Origin of the sequence: Tsukamurella sputi (assembly GCF_007858445.1) — a bacterium.
Taxonomy (GTDB): Bacteria; Actinomycetota; Actinomycetes; order Mycobacteriales; family Mycobacteriaceae; genus Tsukamurella; species Tsukamurella sputi.
This window is the reverse complement of the sequence record NZ_VIGV01000005.1, coordinates 105675-121361: the sequence shown is the minus strand read 5'-3', so window position 1 is coordinate 121361 and position 15687 is coordinate 105675. Positions and strand designations below refer to the sequence as shown.

The window sequence follows — 15687 nt, the reverse complement described above, 5'->3', positions numbered from 1 at the left end:
TCGGTCGCAGAACGCTTCGAAAGATGTCGACGTGACGAAATCCGCCGTAACTCTCTTCCGTGAGGAAACCCACAGCTGCGCCCGCGTCCGGCCCGACGGTCACCGTCGGGCCACACGACTCAGCGGTAGTTGACGAACTGCACCGCGATGTCGAGGTCGGCGTTCTTGAGCAGCGACTGGACGGCCTGCAGGTCGTCGCGCGACTTGCTGGAAACGCGCAGCTCATCGCCCTGGATCTGGGCCTTGACGGACTTGGGGCCCTCGTCGCGGATCAGCTTGCTGATCTTCTTGGCGTTCTCGCTGGTGATGCCCTCGACGAGGGTTCCGGTGATCTTGTACGTCTTGCCGGAGGCGACGGGGTCGCCGGCGTCGAACGCCTTCAAGGACAACCCGCGCTTGATCAGCTTCTCCTGGAAGACCTCGAGGCCGGCCTTGGCGCGCTCCTCGGCGTCGGAGGTGATCACGATCTTGTCCTCGCCCGAGAACTCCACCGTGGTGTTGGTGCCGCGGAAGTCGTACCGCTGGCTGAGTTCCTTCGACGCCTGGTTGAGGGCGTTGGCGACCTCCTGGCGATCGATCTTGCTCACGACATCGAACGACGAATCGGCCATCTCGGCTGAACTCCTAATCAGTTGACCTGCGGGTTTGCGTGCCCCCCACGGGGGCGTTGTAGTCTATCGTCCGCTGCCTTCACGGGCGGCGAAGGCACGTTGCCCGAGCGGCCAATGGGAGCGGACTGTAAATCCGTCGGCTATGCCTACGTAGGTTCGAATCCTACACGTGCCACCTGCTGCGGCCCCCGGTGTTCCATCACCGGGGGTCGCAGCGATTAACGAGTTGACCTGCGGATTTGGATGTTCTTCGCCGCGGTGTGTAATCTCGTTGAGGCTCTTGGAGCGCCGGAGACGGTGCCCCGGGAACACGCCCCCTTAGCTCAGTCGGCAGAGCGTTTCCATGGTAAGGAAAAGGTCGACGGTTCGATTCCGTCAGGGGGCTCGCTAGACCAGTGCAATGTGCTGATAGCTCAGGGCGGTGTAGCTCAGCTGGTTAGAGCGCACGACTCATAATCGTGAGGTCGGGGGATCGAGCCCCCCCACCGCTACAACTGACAAGAGATTTGCGAAAGAGGGACCGTCGTGGCTTCATCGACAGATGTCCGCCCCAAGATCACCTTGGCGTGCGAGGTGTGCAAGCACCGTAACTACATCACCAAGAAGAACCGTCGCAACGATCCCGATCGCCTCGAGCTGAAGAAGTTCTGCCCGAACTGCGGATCGCACCAGGCGCACCGAGAGTCGCGCTGACATAAGACGTCGACAAGGGGGAGGGCATCCACGCGGATGCCCTCCCCTTTGGCATACTGCCCTTCAGCCCATTCACGACAGGTAGGTTCGACACGTGAGCAAGGACATCGATGTGCCGGGTGGTCCGGTCACCGAGCAGCTCAGCCCCGAGGAAGTCGCGGAGCGCACGCGCGCTGCGGTCGGCTACAACTACGAGTTCGAGGACAAGTACGTCGTCAGCCGGGAGAAGATCCGCGAGTTCGCCAACGCGAGCCAGCTGCTCGATCCGGTGCACCACGATGTCGAGGCCGCTCGCGCTGCCGGCTACGCCGACATCGTGGCCCCTCCGATCATGTTCTCGCTGATCGGCATCATCGCGCATCGCCCGCTGTTCGAGAACGCGATCGTCGGATACGGCCGTCGCCCCGTCATGCAGACGGAGCAGAAGGCGCACTTCCACGCGCCGATCGTGGCGGGGATGATCCTGACCACGCATGTGCACTTCGATTCGTTCCGTCAGGTCGCCGGCGTGGACCTGATCATGACCCGCAACGAGATCTCCGACCAGGACGGCAATCACCTGGTCACCTCGTGGACCACGCTGGCCGGCCGGTCGGGCGAGGACGAGGACGCCGAGTTCGTCAGTGCAATGGAAAAGGTGATGATGTATGGCGCTTCGTAACTTCGCGGACGTGACGGTGGGCGAGGAGCTCCCTGAGCGCACCTTCGAGCTGACCCGCGGCGACCTGGTGAACTACGCCGGTGTCACGGGCGATCCGAACCCCATCCACTGGTCGGATCACATCGTGAAGCTGGCCGGCATGGAGGACGTCGTCGCGCAGGGCATGCTGACGATGAGCCTCGGATCGAACTACATCACCGAGTGGCTGGGTGACCCGGGCGCGCTCAAGGAGTACAGCGTCCGCTTCACCGCCCCCGTGTACGTGCCCGCCGACCAGAAGGCGGAGCTGCTGTACTCGGGCAAGATCAAGTCGCTCGATGCGGAGACCAAGACGGGCGTCGTCTTCCTCACCGTCAAGCAGGGTGAGCGCAAGATCTTCGGCAAGCCGGTCGCCACGGTCCAGTTCGCCTGACGGTCCGCGGCCCCGTCGGGCCGCGTGACCGCCCGTTTTGAGGTGCGGCACCGATGTGCCGTACACTGAACTGTCCGCACCAAACGGCGGGCGTGCGAAAGCGCGCCCATCGAACGGTGCGGCTGCGGGACCCTCGGGTGCCGCAAAGGGGTGTAGCTCAGTTGGTAGAGCAGCGGTCTCCAAAACCGCAGGTCGCAGGTTCGAGTCCTGTCGCCCCTGCATAGGCGGGCCCCGGGCCCGGCTGTCGAAATCGGCGGGCCGACGCCCGCTGGACGATCCAGCGGAGGGAAGTGCGTGAGCGACGAGAAGGACGACGCGACCACCGGCGAAGCCGGCGACAGCGTCGCCGAAGACGCCCAGCAGGCCCGTCCCTCCGGCAAGCGTTCCAGCGGCCGTCGTGGCCGCACCGCGCTGGCCGAGGCCCCGGAGTCCGGCGAGGCGACCGAGCCCGGCGCTGCGAAGAAGTCCGCGACGACGAAGCGCTCGCGCAACCCGTTCGCCGCCATCTGGCTGTTCATCCGCCAGGTCGTCGCCGAGCTGCGGAAGGTCATCTGGCCCACCCGGAGCCAGATGATCAACTACACGATCATCGTGCTGGTGTTCGTGGTGGTCCTCACCGCGATGATCAGCCTCCTCGACCTCGGCTTCGCGAAGCTGATGTTGTGGGCGTTCGGCAAGTAGCCGGACCACACGAGAAGACGAGACGGAAGGAACTTCGGCGCTGTGAGCACCCCGGAGCACAACGAGGCAGAGCTGGACGTCCAGGCGGACGTGCAGGTCGATGACGCTGCCGCGGCGACCGAGGTCGAGCCGGCCGAGGACACCGTCGTCGATACCGACGAGACCGCAGCCGACGACGCCGGCGCCGACGAGGCGCCCGAGGCCGCCGTCGAGGAGGTCGAGGAGGAGATCGACCCCGTCGAGGAGCTGAAGGCGCAGCTGCGCACCGCCCCCGGCGACTGGTACGTGATCCACACCTACGCGGGCTACGAGAACAAGGTCAAGGCCAACCTCGAGACCCGTGTCCAGAACCTCGACGTGGGCGACTACATCTTCCAGGTGGAGGTCCCCACCGAAGAGGTCACCGAGATCAAGAACGGCCAGCAGAAGCGGGTCAACCGCAAGGTGCTGCCCGGCTACATCCTGGTGCGCATGGACCTGAACGACGAGTCCTGGGGCGCAGTGCGCAACACCCCCGGTGTCACCGGCTTCGTCGGCCTGACCAGCAAGCCCTCGCCGCTCACGATGAACGAGGTCGTGAAGTTCCTGCTCCCCGAGAGCGCGCGGACCAAGCCCGCCAAGGACAAGGCCGGTGCCGCGTCCGACGGTGCCGCCGCCTTCGGTGGTGCGGTCTCGCAGGGCCCCGCCGTCGAGGTCGACTTCGAGGTCGGCGAGTCGGTCACCGTCATGGACGGCCCGTTCGCGACCCTGCCCGCGTCCATCAGCGAGATCAACGCCGAGCAGCGCAAGCTCAAGGTGCTCGTGTCGATCTTCGGCCGTGAGACGCCCGTCGAGCTCGCCTTCAACCAGGTCGAGAAGATCTCCTAGGCGAGAACATGCTTCCCGCGCCGCTGCAAGGCGTGGGGTGATGAAAAAGGATACTGAGGATGCCCCCGAAGAAGAAGAAGGTCGCCGGGCTCATCAAGCTGCAGATCCAGGCCGGGCAGGCCAACCCTGCTCCGCCCGTGGGTCCCGCGCTTGGCCAGCACGGCGTCAACATCATGGAGTTCTGCAAGGCGTACAACGCCGCGACCGAGTCGCAGCGTGGCAACGTCATCCCCGTCGAGATCACGGTCTACGAGGACCGTTCTTTCGACTTCAAGCTGAAGACTCCTCCGGCCGCCAAGCTGCTGCTCAAGGCAGCCGGCGTGCAGAAGGGCTCGGGAGAGCCGCACAAGACCAAGGTCGCCAAGGTGACCTGGGATCAGGTGCGCGAGATCGCCGAGACCAAGAAGGAAGACCTGAACGCGAACGACGTCGATCAGGCCGCGAAGATCATCGCCGGCACTGCTCGCTCGATGGGCATCACCGTCGAGTAACTCGCACCGTCGAGTTCGTCGCCGGGAGGCGCACGCCTCCCGTGGGAGGGCCGGCTCGGCCCGCAGAACCACTCACTGCCCGCTCGCTGGGCAAGAAACGAAAGAGTTTTCATGAGCAAGAACAGCAAGGCCTACAAGGCCGCTGCCGAGAAGGTCGACAAGGACAAGCTGTACAGCCCGCTCGAGGCTGTCACGCTCGCCAAGGAGACCTCCTCCACCAAGCAGGACGCCACCGTCGAGGTCGCGATGCGACTCGGTGTCGACCCCCGCAAGGCCGACCAGATGGTGCGCGGCACCGTCAACCTGCCGAACGGCACCGGTAAGACGGCCCGCGTGATCGTCTTCGCCGTCGGCGACAAGGCCGAAGAGGCCAAGGCCGCGGGTGCCGACGAGGTGGGCGCCGAGGACCTGATCGAGAAGATCCAGGGCGGCTGGCTCGAGTTCGACGCCGCGATCGCCACCCCGGACCAGATGGCCAAGGTCGGCCGCATCGCGCGCGTGCTCGGCCCCCGTGGCCTCATGCCGAACCCGAAGACCGGCACCGTCACCCCCGACGTGACCAAGGCCGTGGGCGACATCAAGGGCGGCAAGATCACGTTCCGCGTCGACAAGGCGTCGAACCTGCACTTCGTGATCGGCAAGGCGTCCTTCGACGCCAAGCAGCTGGTGGAGAACTACGGCGCCGCGCTGGACGAGATCCTGCGCGCGAAGCCGTCGGCGGCCAAGGGCCGGTACCTGAAGAAGGTCACCGTCTCGACGACCACCGGACCGGGCATCCAGGTGGACCCGTCGCGAGTGAACAACCTCACCGAGGAAGAGGCCTAGGCCTCTCGCCCTCATCAGGGTCTGAGAAAGCCCCCGACCGCTCGATCCGAGCAGGTCGGGGGCTTTTTCGTGCCCGCGGTCAGAAGAACAGCATCAGGTAGTCGGGGGAGGTCGAGCCGAAGAGCGCCGCGAGGAAGGCGAAGTACACCAGGACTGCGAGGAACGGCAGGAAGGCCATGATCGTGAAGATGCCGCCGACGATCGCGCCGATCAGCGCGGGGGTGTTCTTGAAGCCGCGCGCCTTGGACTTGTTCAACGCGATCCAGCTGACGACGAGGCCGATCGGGCCGCACGAGATCACTGACAGCACCAGGCCGACGATGCCCATCGCGCTGTCGGGGTCCTCCACCTGGACGGGAGGGGCGGGGTAGCCGGGGTAGCCCTGCGCGCCCGGGTACCCCTGGGCGGGGTACGACGGTGGCGGGACGGAGGGGTCGTAGCCGTACGGGCCGTTGGGCGTCGACATCGTGAACACTCCCCTTGTCGTTGCGAAGAACGGTGTGCGGCAAGCGTAACCGAGCGCACTGAAGGACGGCTTGCGGAGCACCTGGTGGCAGGCCAGTCGCTCCACCACGAACCTGTCGGTGCGCGCCGGTATCGTCGCGCGCATGGACGACGACAGGCTGCTGACCCGCATCGGGGCGCTGCTGCGGCAGGCGGAGGGCACGGACAACGAGCACGAGGCCGCCACCTTCACCGAGGCGGCGCAGCGGCTCGCGACGGCCGCGTCGATCGACCTGGCGGTGGCCCGCGCGCATCAGCGCGGTACCGAGCGGGCGCGCGCCGTCCCCGAGCAGCGCACCGTCCGCATCGGTGAGGCGGGCAGGCGCGGCCTGCGTACCTTCGTCGAGCTGTTCGTCGCCATCGCCCAGTCGAACGACGTGCGGTGCGACGTGGCCTCCAACTCCACCTTCGTCTTCGCCTACGGCTTCGCGGAGGACATCGACGCCTGTGAGGCCCTGTACGCCTCGCTGGTGATCCAGATGGTCCGTGCCTCGGACGCCTACCTGCGCTCGGGCGCGCACAAGTCGGAGACGGTGCAGCAGCTCTACGAGGATCGCCGCACCCGCCGGCGCTGGGTGGAGACGAAGCCGGTCTCGGGCGTCACCGCCCGGATCAACTTCCAGTCGGCCTTCGCGGCCCGCATCGGGGCGCGGCTCGCGGAGGCGCGCGCCGCCGCGACCGCGCAGGCCGCCGAGCGGGACGAGCCGGGCACCGCGCTCGCCCTGCGTGACAAGGAGGTCGAGCTCGCGTCCTTCTACCAGGGCGAGTCCACGGCGCGGGGGCGGTGGCGCGGGTCGTCGGCGTCCGCCGGCTATTCCGACGGTGCCCGGCGTGCGGGTGACCGGGCGGGGCGCTCCGCCCGGCTCGGCACCCACTCCGAGCTCGGCGGCAGCCGCGGGGCCCTGGAGCGCTGACCGTCGTGCACCCGTACCCGCCGCCCTCGCCACCGCCGCCTGCGCGGAACGGCGCGCTGTGGTGGGCGATCGGGGGAGCGGTGGCCGTCGTGCTGCTGGTCGCGGTCCTCGCCGGGGCGCTGGTGGTGCGCATGTCCGGTGGCGGGCCGTCGACGGTGGCGGGCCCGTCGTCCGCGGCACCGTCGGGTGGGGGAGGTGCCTGCGGGCTGCCGGGGCCGAGTTCGACGACGCCGATCACGGACCGCGTCGTCGCGGGCCCGGTGTCCTTCCCCGTCTCGGCCGCGCCGGGGTGGGTGCCGCAGCGCTATCAGCTCTTCTCCCCGGGGGCGCAGTCCGCCGGACTGCGCACGGAGGTGCCGGGCCACAAGTGGGACGCGCACGCCGAGATCGGACTGACCACGTTCGCGCCGAAGGTCTCGGTCGCGGAGGCGGCGCGCCGGATCATCCCGTGCATCGTCGCGAGCAGCCGCTACGACTCGTACCGTCCCCGGCTCGAGGGACTCACCGAGCCGGAGGCGATCACCGTCGACGGTGTGCCGGCCTCCCGCGTCACGGGTCGGATCCTGGTCAGCCGCCCCGGGCTCGCCATCGAGGGTGATGTGGTGACGGTGGTGGTCATCGGGGCCGCTCCCCAGGCATACTTCGAGTCGGACACCCCGATCGGGGATACCGCCCTCGCGGCGGTGGCACAGAGGATCTTCGAGCAGCTCAAGGTAGCGAGGGACGTATGAGCAACCCGCAGGACCCGAACGGGCAGCAGCCCGACCCGTACGCGCAGCCGGACCCCTACGCGCAGGGCGGGTACCAGTACGGATACGGCCAGCCGCAGGGTGATCCGTACGCGCAGCAGCCGTACCAGCAGGGCTACCAGGGGTATCCCCACCAGGGATACGGGCAGCAGGGGTACCCGCAGCAGGGCTACCAGTACCCGGGCCAGCCCCAGGGCCAGCCGCCGCAGAAGCCGAACCGCACCGGCCTGTTCGTCGGCATCGGAGTCGCGGTGGTGCTCGTGATCGCGGTGGCGATCGCCGCGGTCGTGCTCGTCGTGCGGTCGGACTCGGGAGCGGGGGACCGCACCGCCGCGCCGACCGCCGGCCCCGGCTCCGTCACGCCCAGCACGGGCGGCGACTGTGGAATCCCCGGAACCGGCCAGGCGTCGGACATCACCGACCGCGTCGCCTCCGGGCCCCTGTCCTTCCCCGTCTCGGCCGCGCCGGGCTGGGAGAAGGAGAGCTACACCGTCTACGCGCAGAGCATCGCCGCGGCCGGCCTGCAGAAGTCGATGGGCGACGGCCAGCCCTGGCAGGCCGGTGCGGAGGTCGGCCAGACCAACTTCAACTCCAAGCTCGACCCCAAGGACGCCGCCTCGCGGATGATCCAGTGCATCGCCGACGGTGCCGGCTACCTCAACGTGAACTCGAAGCGGGTCGAGCAGTCGGCGGCCGAGTCGATCACCGTCGACGGTGTGCCCGCCGCCAAGGTGACCGGCAAGATCCTGGTCACGGGCGACAAGCTCACCGTCGCGGGTGACGACGTCACGGTCATCGTGATCGCCTCCGCGCCGCAGACCTACGCGATGCTCGTGATCCCGATCGGCCGCGACGACATGGCCGCCACGGGCAAGGCGATCGTCGAGCAGCTCAAGGTGGCCAAGGACGTCTAGGGACGCGCAGCGGGCCGCGGTCTACCGCGCGGAGGAACTGGTCCGCGGCCTGTTCGAGCACGCCGGCGCGGGGCGGACCGTCGACGTGCTCGGTGTGCCGCTCACCCTGCCGCCCGAGGCGCGGTTCGCCTCCGTCGACTCGGTGCAGGCCTACGTCGACCGCGTCGTCGGACCGTCGCGCGTGCGGGTTCGCGCCCGCGCCGGCGCCTCCGGGGCGCACTACGAAAGCGGACCGTCGGGCGCGGTCGTGGCGGTCCCCGCCGGGCGCGACGGTGCCTGGGCCCTGCGTGAGCTGGTGGTCCTGCACGAACTCGCGCACCACGCCGTCGCTGAGCAGGGCGCCGACGGTGCCGCCCACGGCCCGTCGTTCACCAGGGCCTTCGTCGACCTCGCGGCGCAGGTGATGGGCCCCGAAGCGGGCCTGGCGCTGCGGATCGTCTACACCGAGTCCGGCGTCGCCGTCGGCTGACTCGACCTCTCGTGGCGGAACGGCGTGGCGTGGGGGAGTCGGCGTTTCATCCGGGAGAGCTGGCCTTCCATCAGTGGCAGTCACGGGCGAATCGGGTGCGGACGCCCTTCCGCACCCGGAACGCGTGAGCGCACCCCGCATGCCGGGTGCGGCTGCGCGAATCGGGTGCGAGTCCCGTGGCGCGGAACCCGCCGGCGCACCGGGCGCCGTCGAACCCGATTTGGCTCGGCTGAAGGATTCCCGTACTCTGGTCCCTCGGAAACCGGTGTTCCACCGGATCGTTCCACCGAAGACCGTCGGTCATCGGGCGCGAGCCCGATCGAAGGTCCGGCCCCGAGTCGGCGACCCACGCAGGAGGACGAGGTTTCACCCGCACGCCCGGCGTGCGGAACTACGAACCCCGTGCGCCCTGCGCCGGGGTTCTCGTCGTTTCGGGCCTGAACCTTCATCTCGACGGATGACACGTAGAGAGGAGGCGAAGTATGGCAAACGCCGAGAAGGTCGCAGCAGTCGCTGAGATCGCCGAGAAGTTCTCGAAGTCCACGGCCACCGTGGTCACCGAGTACCGCGGGCTGTCGGTCGGTTCCATCACCGAGCTGCGTCGTTCGCTCGGAGCTGGTGCCACCTACTCCGTCGCCAAGAACACCCTGGTCAAGATCGCCGCGAAGGATGCCGGCGTCGAGGGCCTGGACGAGCTGTTCGAGGGTCCGACCGCGATCGCCTTCATCGAGGGTGAGCCGGTCGAGGCCGCCAAGGCGATCAAGAAGTTCGCCAAGGACAACAAGGCCCTGGTCATCAAGGGCGGCTACATGGACGGCAAGGCGCTGTCCGTGGCCGAGGTCGAGCGCATCGCCGATCTCGAGTCGCGCGAGGTGCTCCTGGCCAAGCTCGCCGGTGCCATGAAGGGCAACTTGGCGAAGGCCGCTGGCCTGTTCAACGCTCCCGCCTCGCAGGTGGCCCGCCTGGCCGCCGCGCTGCAGGAGAAGAAGGCCGCCGACGAGGCTGCCGCGTAAGACCGCTGATCCAGCGAACCCCCGCGCGCACCGCTCGCGGGAACCATCACCACCTTGCCTCGCGGATCAGCGAGCAAGACTGAACGGAAGGACGCCACCATGGCGAAGCTCACCACCGACGAGCTGCTTGATGCTTTCAAGGAGCTGACCCTGCTCGAGCTCAGCGAGTTCGTGAAGGCTTTCGAGGAGACCTTCGAGGTCACCGCTGCTGCTCCGGTCGCCGTCGCGGCTGCCGGTGCCGCCCCCGCGGCCGGCGGCGCTGACGCCGCTGCCGAGCAGGACGAGTTCGATGTCATCATCGAGGCCGCCGGCGACAAGAAGATCCAGGTCATCAAGGTCGTCCGCGAGCTGGTTTCGGGCCTCGGCCTGAAGGAGGCCAAGGACCTCGTCGAGGGCGCCCCCAAGGCGATCCTGGAGAAGGTCGACAAGGAGGCCGCTGACGCCGCCAAGGCCAAGCTCGAGGAGGCCGGCGCCTCGGTTTCGGTCAAGTAAGACCGTTTCCTCACGCCCGAACGGCCCCGTCGCCCTGTGCGACGGGGCCGTTCGTCGTCCGCGGCACGCGTCGGGCCGGCGTGCGCAGGCGTTCGTCGCCGGGGCGGACCGTCGACGATGACCGGAGTGACCCGTCAGTAGTGACTACCGGGTCCGGTACCGCGACCAGCATGTACTGAGGTACTGTCCATGAAGCGGTCTGTGGTGCGAGCCACATCTCGATGCGACGAAAGGTCCCGACAGTGGGTGTCGAAGTAACTACCAAGAACCTGACGAAGTCGTTCGGCTCCCAGAACATCTGGTCCGACGTCTCGCTGACCCTGCCCGCGGGCGAGGTCTCGGTTCTGCTCGGCCCGTCGGGTACCGGTAAGTCGGTGTTCCTGAAGTCGCTGATCGGTCTGCTGCGCCCCGAGGAGGGCGAGATCATCATCGACGGCACGGACATCCTCACGTGTACGTCCTCGGAGCTGTACGAGATCCGCAAGATGTTCGGCGTGCTGTTCCAGGACGGCGCGCTGTTCGGCTCGATGAACCTGTACGACAACACGGCCTTCCCGCTTCGTGAGCACACGAAGAAGAAGGAGAGCGAGATCCGTCAGATCACGATGGAGAAGCTCGAGATGGTGGGTCTGATCGGCGCGGAGGACAAGCTCCCCGGTGAGATCTCCGGCGGTATGCGTAAGCGCGCCGGCCTGGCCCGCGCGCTGGTGATGGACCCGCAGATCATGCTCGTCGACGAGCCGGACTCGGGCCTGGATCCCGTGCGTACCACCTACACCAGCCAGCTGCTGATGGACATCAACGCGCAGATCGACTGCACCACGCTGATCGTCTCGCACAACATCAACATCGCCCGCACCGTGCCGGACAACATGGGCATGCTCTTCCTCAAGCACCTGGTCATGTTCGGCCCGCGCGAGGTGCTGCTCACCTCCGAGGAGCCGGTGGTCAAGCAGTTCCTCTCCGGTTCGATGATCGGCCCGATCGGTATGTCGGAGGAGAAGGACTCGGCGCAGATGGAGGCGGAGCTCGCCCGCGTCGCCGCCGGCCATTCCGACGGTGGCGTCGACGTGCCGGACGAGATCGCCCCGCAGATGCAGCCCACGCCCGGTATGCCGCCCCGTAAGGGTGAGGCCCGTCGTAAGGCGCGCGTCCGCCAGATCCTGCCGACGCTGCCGCCGAAGGCGCAGATCGCCATCCGCCGTGACCTGGGTGACGACGTGGACGAGTTCGCCACCACGGCGCCGGCCCCCGCCGCGCAGCAGGTCCAGGCGCCCGAGACGGCCCCCGTGGCGGTCCAGCAGGGCTACTCGGGCGATGAGGCCCCGACGGCCGCCTACGAGGTGACCCACGTCGACGAGAACCCCACCGACCACCTGCCGAAGGTGGACGACGGCCACTGACGCGCACCGTCGACGACACGCTCCGACACCGGCCCGGGATGCCCTCCCGGGCCGGTGTCGTCGTCTCCGACGGCCCGCGGCGCCCGGTATTCGAAGGAAATCGGCGGTTTCGCTTGACGTTCGCGCGGTTTCGGGCCAGAGTAATCGGCAGGACGCGGCAGGTGCTCGTGTCCACGTGAGAGCATCCTCGGGTGCCCGCGGACCGCACGGCAGCCAGCCCGCGGCCGGGGCGAACGGCAGAGCCGACCGGGATGCCGGTGTTCGAAGAACGGCGCGCGTCATGCTTGCGCGCAAGCCCGGTGGGGCTTAGTGTGGACTGCCCCTTGCGGGGTGGTCGTTCCTCTGTTAATGTTGGACGTTGCGCTGGCTGCCTCCTGCCCATCTGAATATTCGCCCTCAATGGGGCCGTACTCTGCGGGTTGCCGTCAGCACAGTTTTGGCAACGTTACTAGTCACAGCAGAGGACGCATCTTGGCAGTCTCCGTCTCCAGCCAGACTCAGAACGATCAGAACGACGCCGTGGTGCCCGGAGCGCCCAAGCGTGTGTCGTTCGCGAAGATCTCCGAGCCCCTTCCCGTTCCGGGCCTGCTCGACCTGCAGATCGATTCGTTCGACTGGCTCGTCGGCACGCCCGCTTGGCGGGAGAAGGCCGCTGCGCGCGGCGAGGCACAGCCCACCGGCGGTCTGGAGGACATCCTCGCTGAGCTGTCTCCGATCGAGGACTTCTCGGGCTCGATGTCTCTCTCCTTCTCCGATCCGCGCTTCGACGAGGTCAAGGCCTCGATCGAGGAGTGCAAGGACAAGGACATGACGTACGCGGCCCCGCTGTTCGTCACGGCTGAGTTCATCAACAACAACACCGGCGAGATCAAGTCGCAGACCGTCTTCATGGGGGATTTCCCGATGATGACGGACAAGGGCACGTTCATCATCAACGGCACCGAGCGCGTGGTCGTCTCGCAGCTGGTCCGTAGCCCGGGCGTGTACTTCGACGAGACCATCGACAAGTCGACCGAGAAGCCGCTGCACAGCGTCAAGGTCATCCCGGCCCGCGGCGCGTGGCTCGAGTTCGACGTGGACAAGCGCGACACCGTCGGCGTCCGCATCGATCGCAAGCGTCGCCAGCCCGTCACCGTGCTGCTCAAGGCCCTCGGTTGGACCAGCGAGCAGATCCTCGAGCGCTTCGGCTTCTCGGAGATCATGCGCTCCACCCTGGAGAAGGACAACACGGCCGGCACCGACGAGGCGCTGCTCGACATCTACCGCAAGCTGCGCCCGGGCGAGCCGCCCACGAAGGAGTCGGCGCAGACCCTGCTGGAGAACCTGTTCTTCAAGGAGAAGCGCTACGACCTGGCCCGCGTCGGCCGGTACAAGCTGAACAAGAAGCTCGGTCTCCCGGCGAACTCCGACGGCACGCAGCCGCTGGTGCTCACCGAGGAGGACATCGTCGCGACGATCGAGTACCTCGTGCGCCTGCACGAGGCACCGTCGGAGCAGCTGACCTACATGACGGTGCCGGACGGCGTCGAGGTCCCCGTCGAGGTCGACGACATCGACCACTTCGGCAACCGTCGCCTGCGCACCGTCGGCGAGCTGATCCAGAACCAGCTGCGTGTGGGCCTGTCCCGTATGGAGCGCGTCGTGCGTGAGCGCATGACCACGCAGGACGTCGAGGCGATCACCCCGCAGACCCTGATCAACATCCGCCCGGTCTCGGCGGCGATCAAGGAGTTCTTCGGAACCTCTCAGCTCTCGCAGTTCATGGATCAGAACAACCCGCTGTCGGGCCTGACCCACAAGCGTCGCCTCTCGGCGCTCGGCCCCGGCGGCCTGAGCCGTGAGCGCGCGGGCCTCGAGGTCCGCGACGTCCACCCGTCGCACTACGGCCGCATGTGCCCGATCGAGACCCCTGAGGGCCCGAACATCGGCCTGATCGGCTCGCTGTCGGTGTACGCGCGGGTCAACCCGTTCGGCTTCATCGAGACGCCGTACCGCAAGGTCGAGAACGGTCAGACCACCGACGAGATCGTCTACATGACGGCCGACGAGGAGGACCGCTACTACATCGCGCAGGCCAACGCGGCCACCGATGCGAGCGGTCGCCTCACCGACGAGAAGGTGCTCGTGCGTAAGCGCGGCTCCGAGGTGGAGTTCGTCCCCGTCTCCGCCGTGGAGTACATGGACATCTCGCCGCGCCAGATGGTCTCGGTCGCGACCGCGATGATCCCGTTCCTCGAGCACGACGACGCCAACCGCGCCCTCATGGGCGCGAACATGCAGCGTCAGGCCGTGCCGCTGGTCCGTTCCGAGTCGCCGCTGGTCGGCACCGGTATGGAGCTGCGCGCCGCGGTCGACGCCGGCGACGTCGTCATCACCGAGAAGCCGGGCGTCGTGGAGGAGGTCTCGGCCGACTTCATCACGGTCATGGCCGACGAGGGCACGCGCAAGACCTACAAGCTGCGCAAGTTCGCGCGCAGCAACCAGGGCACCTGCGCCAACCAGCGTCCGATCGTGAACGCCGGGCAGCGCGTCGAGGCGGGCCAGGTCCTGGCCGACGGCCCCTGCACCGACAACGGTGAGATGGCGCTCGGCAAGAACCTGCTCGTGGCGATCATGCCGTGGGAGGGCCACAACTACGAGGACGCGATCATCCTCTCGCAGCGCCTGGTGGAGGAGGACGTGCTCACGTCCATCCACATCGAGGAGCACGAGATCGATGCGCGTGACACGAAGCTGGGCGCCGAGGAGATCACCCGGGACATCCCGAACGTCTCCGACGAGGTGCTGGCCGATCTCGACGAGCGCGGCATCATCCGCATCGGCGCCGAGGTCCGCGACGGCGACATCCTGGTCGGCAAGGTCACGCCGAAGGGCGAGACCGAGCTGACCCCGGAGGAGCGGCTGCTCCGCGCGATCTTCGGTGAGAAGGCGCGCGAGGTCCGCGACACCTCGCTCAAGGTGCCCCACGGCGAGACCGGCAAGGTCATCGGCGTCCGCGTCTTCTCGCGCGACGACGACGACGAGCTGGCCCCCGGCGTGAACGAGCTGGTCCGCGTGTACGTGGCCCAGAAGCGCAAGGTCCAGGACGGCGACAAGCTCGCCGGCCGCCACGGCAACAAGGGCGTCATCGGCAAGATCCTGCCCGCCGAGGACATGCCCTTCCTGCCCGACGGCACCCCGGTCGACATCATCCTCAACACGCACGGCGTGCCCCGTCGTATGAACATCGGCCAGATCCTGGAGACCCACCTCGGGTGGGTCGCCAAGACCGGCTGGGACGTGCGCGACGAGAACGGGAACATCCCGGACTGGGCCTCGGCGCTGCCCGAGGAGATGTACAGCCAGCCCAAGGACACCAACACCGCCACCCCCGTCTTCGACGGTGCGCGGGACGAGGAGCTGGCCGGCCTGCTCGGCTCGACCCTCCCCAACCGCGACGGTGACGTGATGGTCCAGGCCGACGGCAAGGCGACGCTGTTCGACGGCCGCTCGGGCGAGCCCTTCCCGTACCCGGTGGCCATCGGCTACATGTACATCCTCAAGCTGCACCACCTGGTCGACGAGAAGATCCACGCTCGTTCCACCGGCCCGTACTCGATGATCACGCAGCAGCCGCTGGGTGGTAAGGCGCAGTTCGGTGGCCAGCGCTTCGGTGAGATGGAGTGCTGGGCCATGCAGGCCTACGGCGCCGCCTACACCCTGCAGGAGCTGCTCACCATCAAGTCGGACGACGTGGTCGGCCGCGTGAAGGTGTACGAGGCGATCGTCAAGGGCGAGAACATCCCCGAGCCGGGCATCCCCGAGTCGTTCAAGGTGCTCCTCAAGGAGCTCCAGTCGCTCTGCCTCAACGTGGAGGTGCTGTCGTCCGACGGTGCCGCCATCGAGATGGCCGACGGCGACGACGAGGACCTCGAGCGCGCTGCTGCCAACCTCGGCATCAACCTCTCGCGCAACGAGAACGCCTCCGCCGAAGACCTCGCCAACTAAT

Annotated in this window: 15 protein-coding genes, 4 tRNA genes and 2 pseudogenes; 19 read left to right on the top strand and 2 right to left on the bottom strand. The window is 67.7% G+C overall.

Annotation, left to right across the window (positions count from 1 at the left end; translation table 11 throughout):
* Positions 1-119: 119 nt before the first annotated feature.
* Positions 120-611 (bottom strand): YajQ family cyclic di-GMP-binding protein, encoded by a 492-nt coding sequence (locus tag FK268_RS16800; RefSeq protein WP_146436139.1) that lies wholly within the window; start codon positions 609-611, stop codon positions 120-122.
* A 93-nt stretch (positions 612-704) separates the two neighbouring features.
* On the opposite strand from FK268_RS16800, the gene FK268_RS16795 reads away from it, so the two are divergent.
* The 11 genes from FK268_RS16795 (at position 705) to rplA (ending at position 5241) form a co-directional block, all read left to right on the top strand.
* Positions 705-786: transfer RNA gene (locus FK268_RS16795), tRNA-Tyr, on the top strand.
* A 137-nt stretch (positions 787-923) separates the two neighbouring features.
* Positions 924-996 (top strand) — tRNA-Thr (locus FK268_RS16790).
* 32 nt (positions 997-1028) lie between these two features.
* A tRNA-Met gene (locus FK268_RS16785) sits at positions 1029-1102 on the top strand.
* Positions 1103-1136: 34 nt separating this feature from the next.
* On the top strand, positions 1137-1304 hold the full coding sequence (gene rpmG, locus FK268_RS16780; protein WP_013125415.1) for a 50S ribosomal protein L33: 168 nt from the start codon (positions 1137-1139) through the stop codon (positions 1302-1304).
* A 94-nt stretch (positions 1305-1398) separates the two neighbouring features.
* Positions 1399-1965: a (3R)-hydroxyacyl-ACP dehydratase subunit HadA gene (hadA, locus tag FK268_RS16775; protein ID WP_146436137.1), complete on the top strand. Its 567-nt coding sequence runs from the start codon at positions 1399-1401 to the stop codon at positions 1963-1965.
* A complete protein-coding gene (gene hadB / locus FK268_RS16770) occupies positions 1952-2377 on the top strand; it encodes a (3R)-hydroxyacyl-ACP dehydratase subunit HadB (RefSeq protein WP_146436135.1) in 426 nt (141 codons plus the stop codon). The genes hadA and hadB overlap by 14 nt, the downstream gene beginning before the upstream one ends.
* Positions 2378-2523: 146 nt before the next feature.
* Positions 2524-2596: transfer RNA gene (locus tag FK268_RS16765), tRNA-Trp, on the top strand.
* Positions 2597-2671: 75 nt separating this feature from the next.
* On the top strand, positions 2672-3058 hold the full coding sequence (gene secE, locus FK268_RS16760; RefSeq protein WP_146436134.1) for a preprotein translocase subunit SecE: 387 nt from the start codon (positions 2672-2674) through the stop codon (positions 3056-3058).
* A gap of 42 nt (positions 3059-3100) precedes the next feature.
* On the top strand, positions 3101-3925 hold the full coding sequence (nusG, locus tag FK268_RS16755; RefSeq protein WP_146436132.1) for a transcription termination/antitermination protein NusG: 825 nt from the start codon (positions 3101-3103) through the stop codon (positions 3923-3925).
* A 59-nt stretch (positions 3926-3984) separates the two neighbouring features.
* The gene (gene rplK, locus FK268_RS16750) at positions 3985-4416 is read left to right on the top strand and encodes a 50S ribosomal protein L11 (protein ID WP_013125420.1); all 432 of its coding nucleotides are present in this window, start codon (positions 3985-3987) and stop codon (positions 4414-4416) included.
* A gap of 111 nt (positions 4417-4527) precedes the next feature.
* Positions 4528-5241, top strand: a complete 714-nt coding sequence (rplA, locus tag FK268_RS16745) for a 50S ribosomal protein L1 (protein WP_146436130.1) — start codon at positions 4528-4530, stop codon at positions 5239-5241.
* A 79-nt stretch (positions 5242-5320) separates the two neighbouring features.
* On the opposite strand, the gene FK268_RS16740 is transcribed toward rplA, so the two are convergent.
* Complete coding sequence (locus FK268_RS16740; RefSeq protein WP_146436128.1) at positions 5321-5851, bottom strand: hypothetical protein; 531 nt, start codon at positions 5849-5851, stop codon at positions 5321-5323.
* On the opposite strand from FK268_RS16740, the gene FK268_RS16735 reads away from it, so the two are divergent.
* The 8 genes and pseudogenes from FK268_RS16735 to rpoB all read left to right on the top strand — a co-directional run bounded on the left by FK268_RS16735 (position 5850) and on the right by rpoB (position 15686).
* Complete coding sequence (locus FK268_RS16735; protein ID WP_146436127.1) at positions 5850-6659, top strand: DUF2786 domain-containing protein; 810 nt, start codon at positions 5850-5852, stop codon at positions 6657-6659. The two genes, FK268_RS16740 and FK268_RS16735, sit on opposite strands and share 2 nt — an antisense overlap.
* A 5-nt stretch (positions 6660-6664) precedes the next feature.
* Positions 6665-7390 carry a hypothetical protein gene (locus FK268_RS16730; protein ID WP_146436125.1) on the top strand — a complete coding sequence of 242 codons (726 nt, stop codon included), beginning with the start codon at positions 6665-6667 and terminating at the stop codon, positions 7388-7390.
* Positions 7387-8322, top strand: a complete 936-nt coding sequence (locus tag FK268_RS16725; RefSeq protein WP_146436123.1) for a hypothetical protein — start codon at positions 7387-7389, stop codon at positions 8320-8322. The genes FK268_RS16730 and FK268_RS16725 overlap by 4 nt, the downstream gene beginning before the upstream one ends.
* Before the next feature lie 10 nt (positions 8323-8332).
* Positions 8333-8791 (top strand): annotated as a pseudogene (locus FK268_RS16720) (TIGR04338 family metallohydrolase); the annotation flags it as partial.
* Between the two features lie 482 nt (positions 8792-9273).
* Positions 9274-9804: a 50S ribosomal protein L10 gene (rplJ, locus tag FK268_RS16715; RefSeq protein ID WP_146436119.1), complete on the top strand. Its 531-nt coding sequence runs from the start codon at positions 9274-9276 to the stop codon at positions 9802-9804.
* A 99-nt stretch (positions 9805-9903) separates the two neighbouring features.
* Positions 9904-10296 carry a 50S ribosomal protein L7/L12 gene (rplL, locus tag FK268_RS16710; protein WP_146436117.1) on the top strand — a complete coding sequence of 131 codons (393 nt, stop codon included), beginning with the start codon at positions 9904-9906 and terminating at the stop codon, positions 10294-10296.
* 242 nt (positions 10297-10538) lie between these two features.
* Positions 10539-11699 carry an ABC transporter ATP-binding protein gene (locus FK268_RS16705; protein ID WP_231707117.1) on the top strand — a complete coding sequence of 387 codons (1161 nt, stop codon included), beginning with the start codon at positions 10539-10541 and terminating at the stop codon, positions 11697-11699.
* A 436-nt stretch (positions 11700-12135) separates the two neighbouring features.
* Positions 12136-15686 (top strand): annotated as a pseudogene (rpoB, locus tag FK268_RS16700) (DNA-directed RNA polymerase subunit beta).
* Position 15687 lies beyond the last annotated feature (1 nt).

Coding starts and splice junctions, on each gene's coding strand:
- FK268_RS16800 (WP_146436139.1), bottom strand. CDS start 611: ATGGCCGATTCGTCGTTCGATGTCGTGAGCAAGATCGATCGCCAGGAG.
- hadB (WP_146436135.1), top strand. CDS start 1,952: ATGGCGCTTCGTAACTTCGCGGACGTGACGGTGGGCGAGGAGCTCCCT.
- rplK (WP_013125420.1), top strand. CDS start 3,985: ATGCCCCCGAAGAAGAAGAAGGTCGCCGGGCTCATCAAGCTGCAGATC.
- rplA (WP_146436130.1), top strand. CDS start 4,528: ATGAGCAAGAACAGCAAGGCCTACAAGGCCGCTGCCGAGAAGGTCGAC.
- FK268_RS16735 (WP_146436127.1), top strand. CDS start 5,850: ATGGACGACGACAGGCTGCTGACCCGCATCGGGGCGCTGCTGCGGCAG.
- FK268_RS16740 (WP_146436128.1), bottom strand. CDS start 5,851: ATGCGCGCGACGATACCGGCGCGCACCGACAGGTTCGTGGTGGAGCGA.
- FK268_RS16725 (WP_146436123.1), top strand. CDS start 7,387: ATGAGCAACCCGCAGGACCCGAACGGGCAGCAGCCCGACCCGTACGCG.
- rplJ (WP_146436119.1), top strand. CDS start 9,274: ATGGCAAACGCCGAGAAGGTCGCAGCAGTCGCTGAGATCGCCGAGAAG.
- rplL (WP_146436117.1), top strand. CDS start 9,904: ATGGCGAAGCTCACCACCGACGAGCTGCTTGATGCTTTCAAGGAGCTG.